At 73.2% G+C, this 17,725-nt stretch carries 16 protein-coding genes; 11 read left to right on the forward strand and 5 right to left on the reverse strand.

Translation table 11 applies throughout. From position 1 onward, the window contains the following. Positions 1–63: 63 nt before the first annotated feature. The 3 genes from AB0H37_RS36620 to AB0H37_RS36630 are packed head-to-tail and all read left to right on the forward strand — an operon-like array spanning position 64 to position 2,962. Positions 64–1,140: a PhoH family protein gene (locus AB0H37_RS36620; RefSeq protein ID WP_179833571.1), complete on the forward strand. Its 1,077-nt coding sequence runs from the start codon at positions 64–66 to the stop codon at positions 1,138–1,140. Beyond that, the gene (gene ybeY / locus AB0H37_RS36625) at positions 1,137–1,613 is read left to right on the forward strand and encodes an rRNA maturation RNase YbeY (protein WP_179833572.1); all 477 of its coding nucleotides are present in this window, start codon (positions 1,137–1,139) and stop codon (positions 1,611–1,613) included. Before AB0H37_RS36620 ends, ybeY begins: the two co-directional genes overlap by 4 nt. Next, entirely contained in the window at positions 1,613–2,962 is a 1,350-nt protein-coding gene (locus AB0H37_RS36630) for a hemolysin family protein (RefSeq protein WP_329093624.1), read from the forward strand. Before ybeY ends, AB0H37_RS36630 begins: the two co-directional genes overlap by 1 nt. 37 nt (positions 2,963–2,999) lie before the next feature. On the opposite strand, the gene AB0H37_RS36635 is transcribed toward AB0H37_RS36630, so the two are convergent. Further along, positions 3,000–3,338 (reverse strand): cytidine deaminase, encoded by a 339-nt coding sequence (locus AB0H37_RS36635; RefSeq protein ID WP_179833574.1) that lies wholly within the window; start codon positions 3,336–3,338, stop codon positions 3,000–3,002. 143 nt (positions 3,339–3,481) lie between these two features. Between AB0H37_RS36635 and AB0H37_RS36640 the strand changes: the two genes are divergently transcribed. Further along, a complete protein-coding gene (locus AB0H37_RS36640; RefSeq protein ID WP_360617242.1) occupies positions 3,482–5,614 on the forward strand; it encodes an MMPL family transporter in 2,133 nt (710 codons plus the stop codon). A gap of 52 nt (positions 5,615–5,666) precedes the next feature. Then, on the forward strand, positions 5,667–9,008 hold the full coding sequence (locus AB0H37_RS36645) for a BTAD domain-containing putative transcriptional regulator (protein ID WP_360617243.1): 3,342 nt from the start codon (positions 5,667–5,669) through the stop codon (positions 9,006–9,008). A 227-nt stretch (positions 9,009–9,235) separates the two neighbouring features. Here the strand turns inward: AB0H37_RS36645 and AB0H37_RS36650 are convergent, their stop codons facing one another. Further along, positions 9,236–9,523 (reverse strand): hypothetical protein, encoded by a 288-nt coding sequence (locus tag AB0H37_RS36650; RefSeq protein WP_360617251.1) that lies wholly within the window; start codon positions 9,521–9,523, stop codon positions 9,236–9,238. On the opposite strand from AB0H37_RS36650, the gene era reads away from it, so the two are divergent. Continuing rightward, positions 9,423–10,289, forward strand: coding sequence for a GTPase Era (era, locus tag AB0H37_RS36655; RefSeq protein WP_360617249.1), 867 nt, complete (start codon positions 9,423–9,425; stop codon positions 10,287–10,289). The genes AB0H37_RS36650 and era overlap by 101 nt on opposite strands. Here the strand turns inward: era and AB0H37_RS36660 are convergent. Continuing rightward, a complete protein-coding gene (locus tag AB0H37_RS36660) occupies positions 10,280–11,104 on the reverse strand; it encodes a hypothetical protein (protein WP_360617245.1) in 825 nt (274 codons plus the stop codon). The two genes, era and AB0H37_RS36660, sit on opposite strands and share 10 nt — an antisense overlap. Positions 11,105–11,205: 101 nt before the next feature. Here AB0H37_RS36660 and AB0H37_RS36665 point away from each other — a divergent pair, with 101 nt between their 5' ends. From AB0H37_RS36665 to leuA, 3 genes are all read left to right on the forward strand, one after another. Further along, positions 11,206–11,817 carry a hypothetical protein gene (locus AB0H37_RS36665; protein WP_329093614.1) on the forward strand — a complete coding sequence of 204 codons (612 nt, stop codon included), beginning with the start codon at positions 11,206–11,208 and terminating at the stop codon, positions 11,815–11,817. 1 nt (position 11,818) lies between these two features. After that, entirely contained in the window at positions 11,819–12,595 is a 777-nt protein-coding gene (gene ddaH, locus AB0H37_RS36670) for a dimethylargininase (RefSeq protein WP_179833580.1), read from the forward strand. A 209-nt stretch (positions 12,596–12,804) separates the two neighbouring features. Further along, positions 12,805–14,532 (forward strand): 2-isopropylmalate synthase, encoded by a 1,728-nt coding sequence (leuA, locus tag AB0H37_RS36675; RefSeq protein WP_329093611.1) that lies wholly within the window; start codon positions 12,805–12,807, stop codon positions 14,530–14,532. Positions 14,533–14,589: 57 nt separating this feature from the next. On the opposite strand, the gene AB0H37_RS36680 is transcribed toward leuA, so the two are convergent. Both AB0H37_RS36680 and AB0H37_RS36685 read right to left on the reverse strand, forming a co-directional pair. Beyond that, the gene (locus tag AB0H37_RS36680; protein WP_329093609.1) at positions 14,590–14,835 is read right to left on the reverse strand and encodes a protealysin inhibitor emfourin; all 246 of its coding nucleotides are present in this window, start codon (positions 14,833–14,835) and stop codon (positions 14,590–14,592) included. 2 nt (positions 14,836–14,837) lie between these two features. Continuing rightward, the gene (locus AB0H37_RS36685; protein ID WP_360617246.1) at positions 14,838–15,857 is read right to left on the reverse strand and encodes a M4 family metallopeptidase; all 1,020 of its coding nucleotides are present in this window, start codon (positions 15,855–15,857) and stop codon (positions 14,838–14,840) included. Positions 15,858–16,068: 211 nt separating this feature from the next. Here AB0H37_RS36685 and recO point away from each other — a divergent pair, with 211 nt between their 5' ends. Further along, the gene (gene recO, locus AB0H37_RS36690) at positions 16,069–16,833 is read left to right on the forward strand and encodes a DNA repair protein RecO (RefSeq protein WP_179833584.1); all 765 of its coding nucleotides are present in this window, start codon (positions 16,069–16,071) and stop codon (positions 16,831–16,833) included. Next, positions 16,830–17,636 (forward strand): isoprenyl transferase, encoded by an 807-nt coding sequence (locus tag AB0H37_RS36695; protein ID WP_179833585.1) that lies wholly within the window; start codon positions 16,830–16,832, stop codon positions 17,634–17,636. The genes recO and AB0H37_RS36695 overlap by 4 nt, the downstream gene beginning before the upstream one ends. Positions 17,637–17,725: the final 89 nt, after the last annotated feature.

A 17,725-nucleotide genomic window follows, 5' to 3' on the forward strand; every position in this document is an offset into this window, starting at 1 on the left:
CCGGTACACCTGGACACCCGCAGCAGACAGAAGGCAGGTCCGACAGGCCGCAAGGCCCGGCTGATGGTCGAATCAACTCACGCGAGGGCAACCCGCACGGGGCGCGACGACCGGACAGGCTCGCGCTCGCAGATCAAGATCGTGGTGCCGGACGACCATTCGATGGTGAGCCTGCTGGGCTCCCGGGATGAGTTGCTCCACGCGATCGAGCACGCGTTCGGCGCCGACATCGACATCCACGTCCGCGGCAACGAGATCACCGTGACCGGCCCGGAGGGCGAGACCGACCTCGTCTCCCGGCTGTTCACCGAGATGCTCGAACTGCTGAAGGGCGGCACCCAGCTCACCCCCGACGCCGTCGAGCGCAGCCTGGCGATGCTGCGCGGCGAGGGCGGCGCGCGTCCCGCGGAGGTCCTCACCCTGGACGTGCTGTCCAGCCGGGGCCGGACCATCCGCCCGAAGACGCTGAACCAGCGGCGGTACGTCGACGCGATCGACAAGCACACGATCGTGTTCGGCATCGGTCCCGCCGGCACCGGCAAGACGTACCTGGCCATGGCCAAGGCCGTCCGCGCCCTGCAGGACAAGAAGGTCAACCGGATCATCCTGACGCGTCCCGCCGTGGAGGCGGGCGAGCGGCTCGGCTTCCTGCCGGGAACGCTCTACGAGAAGATCGACCCGTACCTGCGCCCGCTCTACGACGCGCTGCACGACATGGTCGACCCCGACTCGATCCCGCGCCTGATGGCCGCCGGCACCATCGAGGTCGCCCCCCTGGCCTACATGCGCGGAAGGACCCTGAACGACTCGTTCATCATCCTGGACGAGGCGCAGAACACCTCGCCCGAGCAGATGAAGATGTTCCTCACCCGGCTCGGGTTCGGGTCGAAGGTCGTGGTGACCGGCGACGTCACCCAGGTCGACCTGCCGAACGGGCACCTGAGCGGGCTGCGCGTCGTCCAGGAGATCCTGGACGGCGTCGAGGACATCCACTTCTCCCGGCTGGACAGCCGCGACGTCGTGCGGCACAAGCTCGTCACCGAGATCGTCGACGCCTACAACCGGCACGACGAGAAGCAGGTGCCGCAGATCAAGCAGGGCGCGGCGCGCGGCGGCCCCCGCAAGCGGGGGCGGCAGTGAGCATCGAGGTGCTGAACGAGTCGAGCGCCGAGGTCGACGAGAAGGCCATCGCCGACCTGTCCCGGCACGTCCTCGACGGGATGCGCGTCCATCCGCTGGCCGAGCTGTCGGTGCTGCTGGTCGACGAGGCCGCGATGACCGAGCTGCACGAGAAGTGGATGGACGAGCCGGGCCCGACCGACGTGCTGTCGTTCCCCATGGACGAGCTGCGTCCCGGGCACATGTCCGGCGGCGCCGACGAGGACGGCGAGACCGACCCGGGGCTCCTCGGCGACGTCGTGCTGTGCCCCGCCGTCGCCGAGAAGCAGGCGCGGGAGGCCGGGCACAGCACCGCGGAGGAGCTGGAGCTGCTGTGCACGCACGGCATCCTGCACCTCCTGGGCTACGACCACGCCGAGCCGGAGGAGCACCGGGAGATGTTCGGCCTGCAGGCGGAGCTCCTCGGCTCCTGGCGGGAGAAACGCGGCGGTTGATGAGCACCGCGCAGGCGTGGCTGTCCGCCCTGGCGGTGGGCCTGGTCTTCATGGCGGGCCTGCTGGCCGGCACCGAGACGGCGCTCGCCCGGGTGTCGCGCGTCACGGTCGAGGAGGCCGTCCGGGAGGGGCGCCGCGGCGCCAGGCGGCTGGCGGAGGTCGTCGCCGACCCGGCCCGCTACGTCAACATGGTCCTGCTGCTGCGGATCGGCTGCGAGCTGGTCGCCACCGTGATCGTCGCGGACCTGTGCATCTCCTGGCTGGACGAGACGTGGCGCGCCTACGTCACCGCCGCCGCCGTCATGATCGTCGTCAGCTACGTGGTGATCGGGGTGGGGCCGCGCACCCTCGGCATCCAGCACGCCGACCGGATCGCGCTGGCGGGCGCCGCCGTGATCCACCCGGTGACCCGGGTGTTCGGGCCGCTGCCCCGGCTGCTGATCCTGCTCGGCAACGCCCTCACACCGGGCAAGGGGTTCCGGGAGGGCCCGTTCGCCTCCGAGGCGGAGCTGCGCGACCTGGTCGACCTCGCCGAGCAGCGCAGCCTGATCGAGCCGGTCGAGCGGGAGATGATCCACTCGGTGTTCGAGCTGGGCGACACCCTCGTCCGCGAGGTGATGGTGCCGCGCACCGACATCGTGTTCGTCGAGCGCACCAAGACCCTGCGGCAGGCGATGTCGCTGGCGCTGCGCAGCGGCTTCTCCCGCATCCCCGTGGTCGGCGAGAACGAGGACGACGTGGTCGGCATCGCCTACCTCAAGGACGTCGTCCGGCGCAGCCAGGAGCACCGCGAGAGCGAGTCGGTCGAGACGGTCGACTCGGTCATGCGGCCCGCCACCTACGTCCCCGACAGCAAGCCGATCGACGAGCTGCTGCGCGAGATGCAGGCCCGGCAGATCCACGTCGCGATCGTCATCGACGAGTACGGCGGCACCGCGGGCCTGGTCACCATCGAGGACATCCTGGAGGAGATCGTCGGGGAGATCGCCGACGAGTACGACGTGGAGATCCCGCCGGTGACCTGGCTCTCCGGCGACGCGGCCCGCGTCACCGCCCGCCTGCCCGTCGAGGACCTCGCCGAGCTGTTCGACGTGGAGATCGACGCCGAGGAGGTCGAGACGGTCGGCGGCCTGCTCGCCCACGCGCTCGGCCGCGTCCCCATCGAGGGCTCCACCGCCGAGGTCGCCACGAGCGAGGCATCCACCGGCGAGACCGGCCCCGTGCTGTCGCTCAAGGCCGAGACGATCGCGGGGCGCCGCAACCGGGTCGGCACCGTCCTGGTGCGGCGGCTAGGCGGAGCCCCGGCCGCGGACGCCGGGAGCCGGGCGGCCTCCGACCAGTCACGCTGACGCGGCCCGATCCCGCCGGCGGCCTCGGCCCGACGTCTCAGCCGCGGACGACGTCGCGGACGCTGCCGTCGGGGGCGGCGAGCAGGACCGGGGCCTTCGGGCCGAGGTCGCGGACGGCGGCGACGTCGGCGGGGTCGGCCGCATCGGCCGCGGTGACGACGGCGGCGGCCTCCAGGTCCTCGGCGCCGCTGGAGACGGCCATCGCGACGGCGACCTTGAGCGCCGAGAGCCTCAGGGACGGCAGGTCCACGCTCGTGGCGGAGTAGGTGCGGCCCGTCTCGTCGCGCACGGCGGCGCCCTCGGCGGCGCCCGTCCGGGCCCGCGCCGACCTGGCCAGGGTGATGATCTTCGCGTCCTCGGCGTTCAGCTCGCTCACGCCCCCAGCGTACGGGCATCGCGGGCGCCGGGGCGGGCGGCCCGCACGTCGCGTCGGCGGTCCGCAAGTCGGCGGCAAGTGGACGGCAAGGGGAGGACGCCAGCCTGTAGGGCGTCGAACAATGCCGTTCTGGGGGAGAAGTCATGTCCCGTCTGCTCTACCGCCTGGGGAAGGCCGCCGCCCTGCGGCCCTGGCGGTTCATATTGGTGTGGCTGGTGCTCGTCGCCGCGATGGCCGGACTGTCCGGCGTCGCCGGAGGCGCCCTGCACGACAACTACACGCTGGCCGGGACGGGCTCGCAGCGGGCCACCGACCTGCTGGAGGAGAGGTTCCCCGCGCTGGCGGGAGCCGACGCCCGGGTCGTGGTGCACGCGAAGTCGGGGCAGGTCGACCAGGCGAAGCTGGCCGCGGCGTCGGCCGAGCTGCGCAGGCTGCCGCACGTGAGCGGCGTCGACCCCGCGCAGCTGGGCAAGGGCGGCGCGACCGCGCTGGTGACCGTCCGGTACTCGGTGCCGGTCACCGACCTCGGGCCCAAGGAGACCCTCGACCTGCTGCGGTCGGCGACGCGGAACCTGGACGCCGCCGGCTACCAGGTGGAGTTCGGCGGCCAGGTCCCCGAGAACGTGACCGCGCCCGGCGGCGTCGCCGAGGCGATCGGGATCGTGGCGGCCCTGATCATCCTGCTGCTGGCGTTCGGGTCGGTGGTGGCGGCCGGGCTGCCGCTCGCCGTCGCGCTGGCCGGGCTCGGCGTCGGCGTGTCCGGGATCACGCTGGTGGCCGCGTTCACCGACGTCGCGACCACCGCGCCCACGCTCGCCACCATGGTCGGCCTCGGGGTCGGCATCGACTACGCCCTGTTCGTCCTGACCCGCCACCGGGAGGGGCTCGCGGAGGGACTCGACGTCCCCGAGGCGGTGGGCCGCGCCATCGCGACCGCGGGCCTGTCGGTGATCTTCGCGGGGTTCACGGTGCTGCTGGCGCTGTGCGGGCTGGTGCTGTCGCGGATCCCGGTGTTCATGACGATGGGCTTCACCACCGGCATCGTCGTCGCGGCGACCGTGCTGAGCGCCGTCACGCTGCTGCCGGCCGTGCTGGGCCTCGCCGGACGCAGGGTGCTGCGCCGCCGCGACCGGGCCCCCGGCGCGGCGATCACCGTGGAGTCGCCGCGGGTGCGGCGATGGGCCGTGCACGTCGGGCGGCACCCCTGGCCGTGGCTGCTCGCCGCCGCTGTGCTGATGCTCACCCTCGCCGCCCCCGCGCTCGGCATGCGGACGTGGCCGAGCGACGCCAGCAGCGAGCCCACGTCCAACACCGTCCGCCAGGCCTACGACCTGGTCGCCGACGGCTTCGGCGCGGGCGCCAACGGGCCGCTCGTCGTCGCCGTCGACCTGACCAGGACCGACGAGGCCGCACTGCCGGGGCTGCGGGAGCGGCTGGAGGGCACCGAGGGCGTCGCGTCCGTGGCGCCGCCGCAGGCCTCCCCGCGCGGGGACGCCGCCGCGATCATCGTCACCCCGGACTACGGGCCGCAGGACGAGCGGGTGACCGGCCTCGTCGACCGGATCCGGGCCGACGTGCTGCCGCCGGACACCGAGGTCACCGGGCTGACCGCCGTCTATGTGGACCTGTCCCGGGTGCTGTCGGACCGGCTGTGGCCGGTGATCGGCGTGGTGGTGGCGACGTCGTTCGTGATGCTGATGATCGTGTTCCGGTCGCTGCTGGCGCCGCTGAAGGCCGCGGTGATGAACCTGCTGTCGATCGGCGCCGCGTACGGGGTGCTCACGGCCGTGTTCCAGTGGGGGTGGGGCGCGGAGCTGCTCGGCCTCCCGCACAGCGTCCCGGTGTCGTCGTTCATCCTGCTGCTGATGTTCGCCGTCCTGTTCGGCGTCTCGATGGACTACGAGGTCTTCCTGCTCTCGCGGGTCCGGGAGGAGTGGCTGCTGCACGGCGACGCGCGCGGCTCGGTGTCCACCGGGCTCGCCGCGACCGGCCGGGTGATCAGCAGTGCGGCGCTGATCATGGTGGCGGTGTTCCTCGGCTTCGCCGCCGACCCCGGCCTGGTGATCAAGCAGATGGGGGTCGGGCTCGCGGTCGCGGTGGCGCTGGACGCGACGGTCGTGCGCCTGGTGCTGGTGCCGGCCACGATGTCGCTGCTCGGACGGGCGAACTGGTGGCTGCCGGGGCCGCTCGCCCGGGTGCTGCCGGCGATCGACCTGCACGGCGGCGCGGCACCCGCGCCGGCCGCCGAGCGGCGTCCCGAACCCAGCCGCGCCTAACCGGGGGAGTGATCGCAGACGGGCGACATGTCCCGGTTAGGCTGATCGGGACATGTCGCCCGCCGTACGCGTTCTCGGAGCCTTCGGGGCCGAGGTGGCCGGAACCGCCGCCGACCTCGGCGGTCACCGGCAGCGATCCGTGCTCGCCCGCCTCGTCGCCGCGCGGGGCCGGATGGTGCCCGCCGACAGGCTCGTCGACGACCTGTGGGCGGGCACGGCCCCGCCGCGCGCCGCCGCCGGCCTCCAGTCGTTCGTGTCCCACCTGCGCCGGGCGCTCGAACCGGACCGCCCGCCCCGCACGCCCGCGCGGGTGCTGGTCACCGAGCCGCCGGGGTACGCGCTCCGGCTCCCGGACGGCGCCGTCGACGCGTGGCGGTTCGACGCGCTGATCGACGAGGCCGCCGAGCTCGCGGCGGCCGATCCGCGGGAGGCGCGCCGCCGTGCGGAGGCGGCGCTCGCCGAGTGGCGCGGGCCCGCCTACGCCGAGTTCGGCGACCTGCCGTGGGCCGCGGCCGAGGCCGCCCGCCTGGACGAGCGGCGCCGGCTCGCGGTCGAGCACCGCGCCGGGGCCCTGCTGCGGCTCGGATCGGCCGCCGAGGCCGTCCCGGACCTGGAGACCCACGCCGCCGCCAACCCGCTGCGCGAGGAGGCATGGCGGCTGCTGGCCCTCGCCCTCTACCGCGCCGGGCGCCAGGGCGACGCCCTCGCCGCGCTGCGGCGCGCCCGCGCGGCACTGACCGAGGAACTCGGCGTCGATCCCGGTCCGGCGCTGCGCCGCCTGGAGAGCGACATCCTGGCGCAGGAGCCCGCGCTGGGGGAGACGGGACGGCCGGCGCCGTCCCGTCCCGCGCTGCGGCTCGCGCCCGCGCCCCGCCCCGAGGAGGGCCCCGCCTTCGTCGGCCGCGTCCAGGAACTGGCGCGGCTGGAGGAGGCCGCCGAGAACGCCGCCGCGGGCCGCGGCGGCGTCGTCATCGTCTGCGGAGACGCCGGGATGGGCAAGACCGCGCTCGCCGAGAGGCTCGCGCGCGACCTGGCCGGACGGGGCTGGACACGTGCGTGGGGGACGGCGCCCGAGACCCCGGGAGCGCCTGCGGCCTGGCCCTGGGCCGAGCTGCTGCGCGAGCTGGCGGCCGCCGCCCCGCCCTCCGCCGATCTGGCCGGACGGCTCGGGCCCCTCCTGGACGACTCCGTCATCGGGCACGGCGACGCCGATGTCGTCACGGGGCGGTTCCGGCTCCACCTGGCCGTCGGCGACTACCTCGCCGAGCTCGCGGACACGGCGCCGCTCCTGCTCGTCCTGGACGACCTGCACTGGGCCGACGAGGAGACCCTCGCGCTGCTGGTCCGGCTCGCCGGGCGGCTGCGGGACAGCCGCCTCCTGCTGCTGGCCACGTTCCGGCAGACCGAGGTCCCGGGCGGTCTCGCCGCCGCGCTGGCCGCACTCGCCCGGCACGAGCCCGCGCGCATCGAGCTGGCCGGGCTGTCGCCGGCGGAGGTCGCGGTCCTCGTCCGGGACACCTGCGCCGCGGGCCTGGACGACGCGGAGCTGTCGGCGATCGCCGAGCGCACGGGCGGCAACCCGTTCTTCACCCGGGAGACGGCCCGGCTCCTGGACGCCGAGGGGCTGCCCGCCGCCACGCGCCGGGTCCCCGCCGGCGTCGGCGACGTGCTGCGGCGCCACGTGGCGCGGCTGCCGGGACCGGTCCAGACCGTGCTGCGCGACGCCGCGGTCATCGGCCGGGACGCCGACCTGCGCGTCCTGACCGACCTGGCCGGGGACGAGGAGACGGTGATCGACGCCGTGGAGGCGGGCCTGGCCGCGGGCCTCGTCACCGAGCCCGCGCCCGGCCGGATCCGGTTCGCGCACGCCCTCGTCCGCGACACCCTCTACGCGGGAGTGTCCCGGGCCCGCCGCACCCGCGTGCACGGCAGGGTCGCCGCCGCGCTGGAACGCCACCTCCCGCGCGAGGTCGCCGCGATCGCGCACCACTACCTCGAATCGGGCACCGACCCTGACAAGGCCGTCCGGTACGCGCGGCGCGCCGCCGCGGCCGCCGAGGCGCGGTTCGCGCACGGCGCCGCCGCCGACCTGTGGGTGCGCGCCGTCGAGACGCTCCGCGCGCAGGGCCCCGAGACCGTGCGCGACCGGCTGGAGGCGGAGGTCGCCGCGATCCGGTCGAGCGCCCTCGCGGGGCAGATCGTCGACGCCAGGGCCCGGCGGATCGCCGCCATCGCCGACGCCCGCGCGCTCGGCGACGTCCGGCTGCTCGCCCGGATCATCGTCGGCTTCGGCGTCCCGACGCTGTGGTCGGCCCGCGAGTACGGAAGCCTCGACGCCGCCGTCGTGGAGGCCGTCGACGAGGCGCTGGCACGGCTCCCCGAGGACGAGCCGGAACTGCGGGTCCGGCTGCTGGCCACACTAGCCATGGAGCTGGAGGGCGAGCAGCACGACCGGGGCGTCACCGCCTCGCGGGAGGCGCTCGGCCTGGCCCGCGCCCTGGGCGACCCCGAGCTGGTCGCCGTCGCCCTCAACGGCGCCTACATCAACGCCCACCGGAGCGCGGAAGGGGTGGTCGAGCGGCTCCGGGTCGCCTCCGAGCTCCTCGACCTCGCCACCGAGCACGACCTCGGCACCTACCGCGTCCTCGCGCACCTGCAACTCCAGCAGGCGTGCGTCGCCGCGCTCGACCTGCCCGCCGCGCGCCGGCACCTGGCGGAGGGACGCGGGCTCGCCGATCAGTACGGGTTGCCGCTGTTCGCCCGCATCGCCGACTGGTACACGGTCCTGGCACGTGCTCTCACCGCCCGGCCGGAGGAGGCGGAACGCGCGTTCGCCGAGGTCGGCGGCTCCATCGGCCGGACCCGGATCTGGTTCAGCGAGCGCGGCATGGTGCTCCTCGGCCCATTCTGCCTGCGGCTCGCCCAGGGGCGGGCCGAGGAGATGGTGGACGAGGCCGCCTGGCTGCACGGCCAGTGGGGGCACGTCGCCGCCACCGCCGACATGTACGCGCTCGCCCTGGCCGCCGCCGGCCGCACCGCCGAGGCCCGCCGGGTCGTCGCCGGCGCCGGACCCGTCCGGCTCGACTACTTCTTCGACCTGACCATGGCGGTCCGCGGCCTGCGCGCCGTCGCGCTCGGCGACCGCCCTCTGGCCGAGGAGGCCTACGCGGCGCTGCTGCCCTACGAGGGCCACTTCACCGGCGGCGCCACCGCCGTCGCCACGGTCGGCCCGGTCGCCCAGGTCCTCGGCGACCTCGCCCGCTTCCTGGAACGCTCCCCCGAGGTGGCCGCCGCCCACTACCGCAAGGCCGCCGACGTCGCCGCCCGACTCGACGCCCCCTTCTGGGGGGAAAAGGCCACCGCCTCCTTGGCGGCCCTGGGCACAGCGGCATGACCCCCGCCCCAGCGGGACCCGACTAAGCTGACCACCACACCGACCGTCGCATGCTGTGACACTCGCACGCGTCCGAAGGCATGGTGAGGGGCGAAAGGCAGGCCCGAACGTGATCGCGTATAGGGCCGTCGTCCGTGGACGATGGAGGGCCGTCAAGGCCCCGACAAGGAGAGATGTCATAAGCGCACCCGTCCCCATGGACGCACTGATCCCAGCCACCGCCGCAATCACGCGACGACCTCGATGGTCGCGATCGCGTCCGAAGGCAGGTTCGAGCTTGCGAGAACCTGATCGCGCAGCGAGCCGCAAGGCGAGCCGGAGCGATGCCGGCGATCGCCCGCATTTCTCGACGATGGAGGGCCGTCAGGCCCTAAGGAGGAGAGAAAGGCAATGAACTCCGGTTTCGCCTGTTTCATCGGGCGGCCCAACGTGGGCAAGTCGACGTTGATGAACGCGCTGGTCGGGACGAAGGTGGCGATCACCAGCAGCCGTCCGCAGACGACGCGGCGGGCCATCCGGGGGATCGTGCACCGTCCTGACGCGCAACTCGTCGTGGTCGACACCCCTGGCCTTCACAAGCCCCGGACGCTGCTCGGGGAGCGGCTCGACAGCCTCGTGCGGTCCACGCTGACCGAGGTGGACGCGATCGGGTTCTGCGTTCCGGCCGACCAGCCGGTCGGGCCCGGCGACAAGTACATCGCCAGGGAGCTGGCGGGGGTGAAGAAGACGCCCGTGGTCGCGATCGTCACCAAGACCGACCTCGCCGCGCCCGGGCAGGTCGCCGAGCAGCTCCTCGCGGTCGGGCGGCTCGGGGAGTTCGCCGACATCGTGCCGTGCTCCGCCGAGAGCGGCTTCCAGGTCGACCTCGTCGGTGATCTGCTGATCTCCCACCTGCCGGAGGGCATGCCGCTCTACCCCGAGGGCGATCTCACCGACGAGCCCGAGCAGGTCCTGGTCGGCGAGCTGATCCGCGAGGCGGCGCTGGAGGGGGTCCGGGACGAGCTGCCCCACTCGATCGCCGTCGTCGTGGACGAGATGGCGCCCCGCGAGGGCCGCGACGACCTCGTCGACGTCTACGCGCACCTGTTCGTCGAACGGTCCAGCCAGAAGGGGATCATCATCGGGCACAAGGGCGCGCGGCTGCGGGAGGTCGGCGCGGCGGCGCGCCGGCAGATCGAGGCGCTGCTCGGCACGAAGGTGTTCCTCGACCTGCGCGTCAGCGTCCTCAAGGACTGGCAGCGCGACCCCAAGCAACTCCGCCGGCTCGGCTTCTACGACTGACCGGCGTCCTCCGGATCCTGCTTGCGGGCCGGGGACGTCCCGTCGGCGTCCTCTTTCGGTTCGTCCTCGGGGAGCGGGGGCTCCTCGTGCGGGAGGTCCTGGCGGCCCCATGCCTGGTCCTCTGACGGCCAGGCGGGGTACTCGCCGGTCGGGTACTGCTCGCCGGTCGGGTACTGGTCCGGGTACTGCTGGTCCGGGTAGTCCTGCTCCGGTTGCCGCTGCGACTTCGAGACCTTGTCGCTGACGGGGCGGGCGAGGCTGAAGCCGACCACGAGCAGGGCCGCGATGACCGAGAGGTACCAGCCGAACCGGACGGTGATCTGGTAGCCGAGGTCCAGGCCGGTCTGGGGCAGGTCGTCGCGGACGTGGCCGAGCCGCAGCACGAAGATCCCGCACACCAGCAGGGCGAGCATGCCGGGAACCGCGGCGAGCGCGCCGATCCGGGCGTCGCGCCCGATCAGGTCCCAGGCGGCCAGCGCGATCGCGATCACGGCGAGGACCGGGACGGCGAGGACGATGTCGTCGGCGTCGATGCCCGCGACGCTGCCGAGGTCGCGGCTCAGCGAGCGGCCGAACAGGTCGACGACGACCTCGGCGCGCGCCCACGGCAGGAACGCCGACACCAGCATGCCCGACGCGGCGGCGATCAGGGCGAGGACCCAGGCGGCGCCGCCCCGCCGCGGGGACGGAAAGGGCGCCGCGGGAACGGTCTCGGCCGGGCCGTCGTGGTGCTGCGGCGGGTAGCCGTCGACGGGCGGGAGGAAGGACGGGCGCGGCCGCGCCCGTCCCGCGTCGGATCCCAGGTCACCGGTCATGAACCCAGCGTAAACGCACGGCGGGCATTGTCCGGGAGGGCCACCTCGGCGCGCGCGGGTCGGTAGGTTGGAACGAAGTCCGTTATGGGAGGAGAGCGCCGGTGTTGCTCGTTTTTGGCCTGACGGTGGTGTTCCGTACGGTCAGCGAGGGGACGTTCCACTGCCCGCAGTGCGGGGGTGACCGCGCCTACCGCAGGCGTGCCGGACGCCGCTGGTTCTCGGTCTTCTTCGTGCCGATGGTGCCGCTGTGGCGCCTCGGGCAGGCCGTGGAGTGCCGCACGTGCCGCACCCGCCTTCCCGTGTCGGCCCTGCGGACGGCGACCGCGCAGCAGATGTCGGAGACCCTGGCCGCCGGGATGCGGGCCGCCGCGGCCCTGGTGCTGCGCTCGGGCGACCCGGCCGACGCCGCGGCCCGCGCCCGCGCGGTCGCGACGGTCACCGGGTACGGCGAGCCCGACTACGACGCGGAGGCCGTGGACGCCGACCTGGCGCTGCGCCGGACGTTCCTGGAGCAGGAGGTCGTCGGGGCCGGGGCGCACCTCGCCGTCGAGGCCAAGGAGTGGTTCCTCGCGCAGGCCGTCCGGATCGGGCTGGCGGACGGCCCGCTCGGCGAGGGGGAGCGGCTCGCCCTGCACGGCATCGCGGACCTGCTGGGAATGTCCCGCGCCTACGCGCTCGGTGTCATCGTGACGACGGAGGGGGCGGCGCGCTGACATGGACGCCGCCGCCGGAACCGCACCCGCGGGCAGGGCACTGGTCAGGCCGCCGGGCCCGCGTCTCGCCGAGGGCATCGTCACCCACGCCGCCCGCCGCCCGGTGGACGTGGAACTCGCCGCGCGCCAGCACGAGGCGTACGTCACGGCGCTGCGGGCGGCGGGGCGGCGCGTGCGCGCCGTCGCGCCCGCCGACGACCTGCCCGACGCCGTCTTCGTCGAGGACGCCCTGGTCGTCTGCGGCGACCTGGCCGTGCTCGGCCGGTCCGGGGCGCCGAGCCGCCGCGGGGAGATCCCCGGCGCGGAGCAGGCCGCGCGCGAGCTCGGCCTGCGGATCGAGCGGATCAAGGAGCCGGGGACGCTGGACGGCGGGGACGTCCTGGACGTCGGCGGCACCGTCTACGTGGGGCGCGGCGCCCGGACGAACGAGGAGGGCATCTGCCAGCTCGCGCGCCTGCTGGGCGGGCGGAGGGTCGTCCCGGTGGACGTCCGCGGCTGCCTGCACCTGAAGTCGGCGATGACCGTGCTGCCGGACGGCGGCCTGATCGGCGTCCCGGAGATGGTGGACACCTCGGTCCTGCCGTGCCTGCGAGTCGCCCCGGAACCGGAGGGCGCCCACGTGGTGGTGCTCGGGCCCGACCACGTCCTCATGGCGGCGTCGGCGCCGCGCACGGCCGCCCGGCTGGCGGCCGACGGGCTGCGCGTCACGAGCGTCGACATCAGCGAGTTCGAGGCGCTCGACGGCTGCGTGACCTGCCTCTCCGTGCTCGTACCCTGACCGGGCGGGGACCGCGGGACGAGCAGGGCGTCTCAGCATCCGGACGTTGGTTTCCGTAACGCGGATGGCATCTGTTAACTTGGCGAACGTGTTGCGTGCGCTGCTCCTCCTTAGCGGCCGCAGCGGGGACCTGTAACAGGCCGGCTCCCTCGCTGCGGGGCTTCGCCGTGAACGTCGGCCGCGAGGTTCGAGCAGAGAGAACTCAACGGATGTATCCGCAACAGCAGACTTCCGGCATGCCCTTCCAGCGCTACAAGCCGTACGCGCCCGTCAGACTGGCCGACCGGACCTGGCCGGACCAGGTGATCACCGAGGCTCCGCGATGGTGCGCGGTCGACCTGCGCGACGGCAACCAGGCGCTGATCGACCCGATGGACTCCCACCGCAAGCTCCAGATGTTCGAGCTGCTGGTACGGATGGGCTACAAGGAGATCGAGGTCGGGTTCCCGGCGGCCAGCCAGACCGACTTCGACTTCGTCCGGCAGATCATCGAGGAGGGCCGGATCCCCGATGACGTCGTCGTCCAGGTGCTGACGCAGGCCCGCCCCGAGCTGATCGAGCGGACCTTCGAGGCGGTGCGCGGCGCCAGGCAGGCGATCGTCCACCTGTACAACTCGACCAGCACGCTGCAGCGCCGCGTGGTGTTCGGGCAGGACAGGGACGGCATCACCGCGATCGCGGTGGAGGGCGCCAAGCTGTGCGCCAAGCTCGCCGAGGACATGGGCGACACCGAGATCTACTTCCAGTACTCGCCCGAGTCGTTCACCGGCACGGAGCTGGAGTACGCCGTGGAGGTCTGCAACGCCGTCAACGACGTGTGGAGGCCGACGCCGGACCGGAAGGTCATCGTGAACCTGCCGGCGACGGTGGAGATGGCCACCCCGAACGTCTACGCCGACCAGATCGAGTGGATGAGCCGGAACCTGGCCTACCGCGACTCGGTCATCCTGTCGCTGCACCCCCACAACGACCGCGGGACGGCCGTCGCCGCCGCCGAGCTCGGCTACATGGCGGGGGCCGACCGCATCGAGGGCTGCCTGTTCGGCAACGGCGAGCGCACCGGCAACGTGTGCCTGGTCACCCTCGGCCTGAACCTGTTCACCCAGGGCGTCGACCCGCAGATCGACTTCTCCGGCATCGACGAGATCCGCCGGACGGTCGAGTACTGCAACCAGCTGCCCGTCCACGAGCGGCACCCCTACGGCGGCGACCTGGTCTACACCGCGTTCTCCGGCTCCCACCAGGACGCCATCAACAAGGGCTTCGACCACCTGCGCCGCGACGCCGAGGCCGCCGGCGTGCCGGTGGAGCAGTACGGGTGGGAGGTCCCGTACCTGCCGATCGACCCGCACGACGTCGGCCGGACCTACGAGGCCGTGATCCGGGTGAACAGCCAGTCCGGCAAGGGCGGCGTCGCCTACATCATGAAGACCGAGCACGCGCTGGAACTGCCGCGCCGGCTCCAGATCGAGTTCTCCCGGGTCGTTCAGGAGCACACCGACAGCGCGGGCGGCGAGGTCACGGCCGAGCGCATGTGGGAGATCTTCGAGGCGGAGTTCCTCGCCAACGGCCCGCGCGCCGGGCTGCTGGCGCACCGCACGACGTCCCGGGTGGACGAGAAGGACGCGCTCAGCTGCGACGTCCGCGTGGACGGCGAGATCCGCGAGATCGAGGGCGTCGGCAACGGCCCCGTCTCGGCGTTCGAGGACGCGCTCGCCGCGGTCGGGATCAACGTCCGGGTGCTGGACTACGCCGAGCACGCGATGAGCGCGGGCGGCGATGCGCGGGCCGCCGCCTACGTCGAGTGCGACGTGCGCTTCGGCGACGGGCAGGGCACGACGGTGTGGGGCGTCGGCATCGACGGCAACATCGTCACGGCGTCCCTCAAGGCGATGCTGTCGGCCGTCAACCGGGTGGCCCGCGCGCAGGGAAGGTAGGCGGCCGGCCGTCTCGGGTTCAGGCGCCCCCGGGCTCCTGAACCCGAGATCGAGCGGTCAGATGCGACCGAGGACATGGTGGACCAGTTCTCGAAGGGGGCCGTGGAGCTGGGTCTCACCGACGGTGGTCCGGTCGCCGTCGATGTCGATTTCGTACAGGAACTGGTCAGGGATTCGGCCCGGCGGCGGCACGCTCTTCAGATCGACGCGGCCGACGAGCCTGGACAGCATGGGATCACTGGCGCTGTCCGACTCGGCGCGCCGTTCGATCCCCGCAAACCCCCCGCTGCGGACGACTGTCACTCTCACTGCGTTTCGTTCGCCTCCAGGGAGACGCCTACCCCCGTCCAGGCGCGGTTCACGGCCTTGGTCTCGGTGGCCTCTGCTCCGTACAGCGCGGTCGCGGCCTGGACCGTCGCGGCGGCGAAGCCGGCGAAGCCGACGTCGGAGGCCAGGGAGCCGCCGGTGAGCGTCTGGTACCAGATGCGGCCGGCCTTCTCCCAGGCGTTGCCGCCGATGCCGGTGGCGACGAGGTAGAAGGCGTGGTTGGGGATGCCCGAGTTGATGTGGACGCCCCCGTTGTCGCGATAGGTGTCGACGTAGTCGTCCATGTGGCCGGGCTGCGGGTCCTTGCCGAGCTGCGGGTCGTCATAGGCGGTGCCGGGCTCCTTCATGGAGCGGAGCGCGACGCCGTTGACGCCCGGGGCGAGCAGCCCCTGCCCGATCAGCCAGTCGGCCCGGTCGGCACTCTGGTCGAGATGCCACTGCTTGACGAGCGAGCCGAACACGTCGGACACGGACTCGTTGAGCGCGCCGGACTGGCCGTAGTACTCCAGGTTCGCGGTGTACTGGGTGACGCCGTGGACGAGCTCGTGCCCGGTGACGTCGAGGGGGGCGGTGAAGTCGGTGAACAGGACGCCGTCGCCGTCCCCGTACACCATCTGCTCGCCGTTCCAGAAGGCGTTGTCGTACCCGTCGCCGTAGTGGACGGTCGAGACCATCGGAAGGCCCGCCCCGTCGATCGAGTTGCGCCGGTACGCCGCCTCGAAGAAGTCGAAGGTCGTTCCCAGCCAGTCGTAGGCCCGGTCGGCGGTCGGGTCGCCGGTGGCCGGGGCTCCTTCCGCCCGCACGGTGCGGCCGGGCAGCTCCTCGCGGTGCCCGGCGTCATTGATCGTCCGGGCGGGGACGAAGTCCTCGGACGGGGAGGGGGCCCCGACCGCGGCCGTCCGCCGCTCGGTGAACTGGGCGGAGGTGAGCGCCAGCGTACGGCGGGCCCGGCCGCGTATGGCCGGGTCCTCGGCTTCGCGGGCGATCCGTTCCAGCATGTGCGGTGGCACGATGTGGCATCTCATGCCACAACGCTGCCAGGTGTCCGTGGTTCCAGCCATGACTTTCGGGGGACCGCTACGGCCGAATCCGGTCACGTTGTGTGTTCGCCTTGCGGCGCAGCGGGGTCACCGGTGTGACTTGTGAAGATCCTGGAGAGATGACCCCCGGCACACCGAGGCATCGGGCGGCGTGCGTCAGAATGAACGGGTGACCCTGTACCGCGACGAAGGCATCGTCCTGCGCACCCAGAAGCTGGGCGAGGCCGATCGCATCGTGACGGTGCTGACCCGGCGGACCGGCCGGATCCGCGCCGCGGCGAAGGGGGTCCGCAAGACCAGATCCCGGTTCGGCGCGCGGCTGGAGCCGTTCACTCACGTGGACCTGCAACTGTACGAGCGGCGCTCCCTCGACCTGATCACGCAGGCCGAGACGCTGCGCCCGTACGGGGAGGCGCTGGTCACCGACTACCCCCGCTACACGGCGGGGACGGCGATGCTGGAGACCGCGGAGAAGCTCACCAGCGAGGAGGGCGAGCCCGCGCTGCGGCAGTTCCTGCTGCTGGTCGGCGGGCTGCGCACGCTCGCCGAGCGGACCCACGACCCCCGGCTCGTCCTGGACGCCTACCTGCTGCGCTCGCTGTCGGTCGCCGGCTGGGCGCCCGCGCTCGACGAGTGCTGCCGGTGCGGGACCCGCGGCGGTCTGCGCGGGTTCGCCATCGCGGCGGGCGGCGCGGTGTGCGCCGGCTGCCGCCAGCCGGGCGCCGCGACCCCGGCGCCGCCGACGTTCGCGCTGATGCTGGCGCTGCTGCGCGGCGACTGGGAGTACGCGGACGGCAGCGAGCAGCGCCACCGGATGGAGACCAGCGGCCTGGTGGCCGCCTACCTGCAGTGGCATCTGGAGCACGGGATCCGTTCCCTGCGCCATGTGGAGCGCGAGACGCGCGACGACGACACCGAGAGGGAGAGAGTTTGAGCAGGGCCGTATCGCCTCCGGAACCGCACCGGGACGGCGCCACCCCGCCCCCGATCCCCGCGGACCTGGTGCCGCGGCACATCGCCATCGTCATGGACGGCAACGGCCGCTGGGCCAAGGAGCGCGGCCTGCCGCGCACCGAGGGGCACAAGCGCGGCGAGGACTCGCTCTTCGACGTGATCATGGGCGCGATCGAGCTCGGCGTCCCCTACCTGTCGGCGTACGCGTTCTCCACCGAGAACTGGAAGCGCTCGCCCGACGAGGTGCGCTTCCTCATGGGCTTCAACCGGGACGTGATCCGCCGCCGCCGCGACCAGCTCCACTCGATGGGCGTGCGGGTGCGCTGGGCGGGCCGGCGGCCCCGGCTGTGGCGCAGCGTCATCAAGGAGCTGGAGACGGCCGAGGAGATGACGCGCGACAACGACGTCCTCACCCTGCAGTTCTGCGTGAACTACGGGGGCCGCGCCGAGATCGTCGACGCGGCCGCGGCGATCGCCCGGGACGTGCGGGACGGCCGGCTCGACCCCGGCAAGATCAACGAGAAGGTCTTCGCCCGCTACCTGGACGAGCCCGGCATCCCCGACGTCGACCTGTTCCTGCGCTCCTCGGGGGAGCAGCGCACGTCCAACTTCCTGCTCTGGCAGTCGGCCTACGCGGAGATGGTGTTCCTCGACACGCTCTGGCCGGACTTCGACCGCCGCCACCTGTGGCACGCCTGCGAGCTCTACGCCTCCCGCGACCGCCGCTACGGCGGGGCTGTGCCCAATGCGGTTTTTACGGGTCAGGCGCCCGGGGGCGCCTGACCCGTAAAAACCGCGTGCGATCGCTGGCATCGCTCCGGCTCGCCTTGCGGCTCGCTGCGCGATCAGATTCTTGCAGATCGGAAGATCGA

Source organism: Actinomadura sp. NPDC023710 (assembly GCF_040639875.1).
GTDB classification, from domain to species: domain Bacteria; phylum Actinomycetota; class Actinomycetes; order Streptosporangiales; family Streptosporangiaceae; genus Spirillospora; species Spirillospora citrea.

Coding starts and splice junctions, on each gene's coding strand:
- AB0H37_RS36645 (WP_360617243.1), top strand. CDS start 5,667: ATGTCGCCCGCCGTACGCGTTCTCGGAGCCTTCGGGGCCGAGGTGGCC.
- AB0H37_RS36650 (WP_360617251.1), bottom strand. CDS start 9,523: ATGGCCCGCCGCGTCGTCTGCGGACGGCTGCTGGTGATCGCCACCTTC.
- AB0H37_RS36685 (WP_360617246.1), bottom strand. CDS start 15,857: ATGCTGGAACGGATCGCCCGCGAAGCCGAGGACCCGGCCATACGCGGC.
- AB0H37_RS36660 (WP_360617245.1), bottom strand. CDS start 11,104: ATGACCGGTGACCTGGGATCCGACGCGGGACGGGCGCGGCCGCGCCCG.
- AB0H37_RS36630 (WP_329093624.1), top strand. CDS start 1,613: ATGAGCACCGCGCAGGCGTGGCTGTCCGCCCTGGCGGTGGGCCTGGTC.
- AB0H37_RS36640 (WP_360617242.1), top strand. CDS start 3,482: ATGTCCCGTCTGCTCTACCGCCTGGGGAAGGCCGCCGCCCTGCGGCCC.
- AB0H37_RS36620 (WP_179833571.1), top strand. CDS start 64: ATGGTCGAATCAACTCACGCGAGGGCAACCCGCACGGGGCGCGACGAC.
- ddaH (WP_179833580.1), top strand. CDS start 11,819: ATGGACGCCGCCGCCGGAACCGCACCCGCGGGCAGGGCACTGGTCAGG.
- leuA (WP_329093611.1), top strand. CDS start 12,805: ATGTATCCGCAACAGCAGACTTCCGGCATGCCCTTCCAGCGCTACAAG.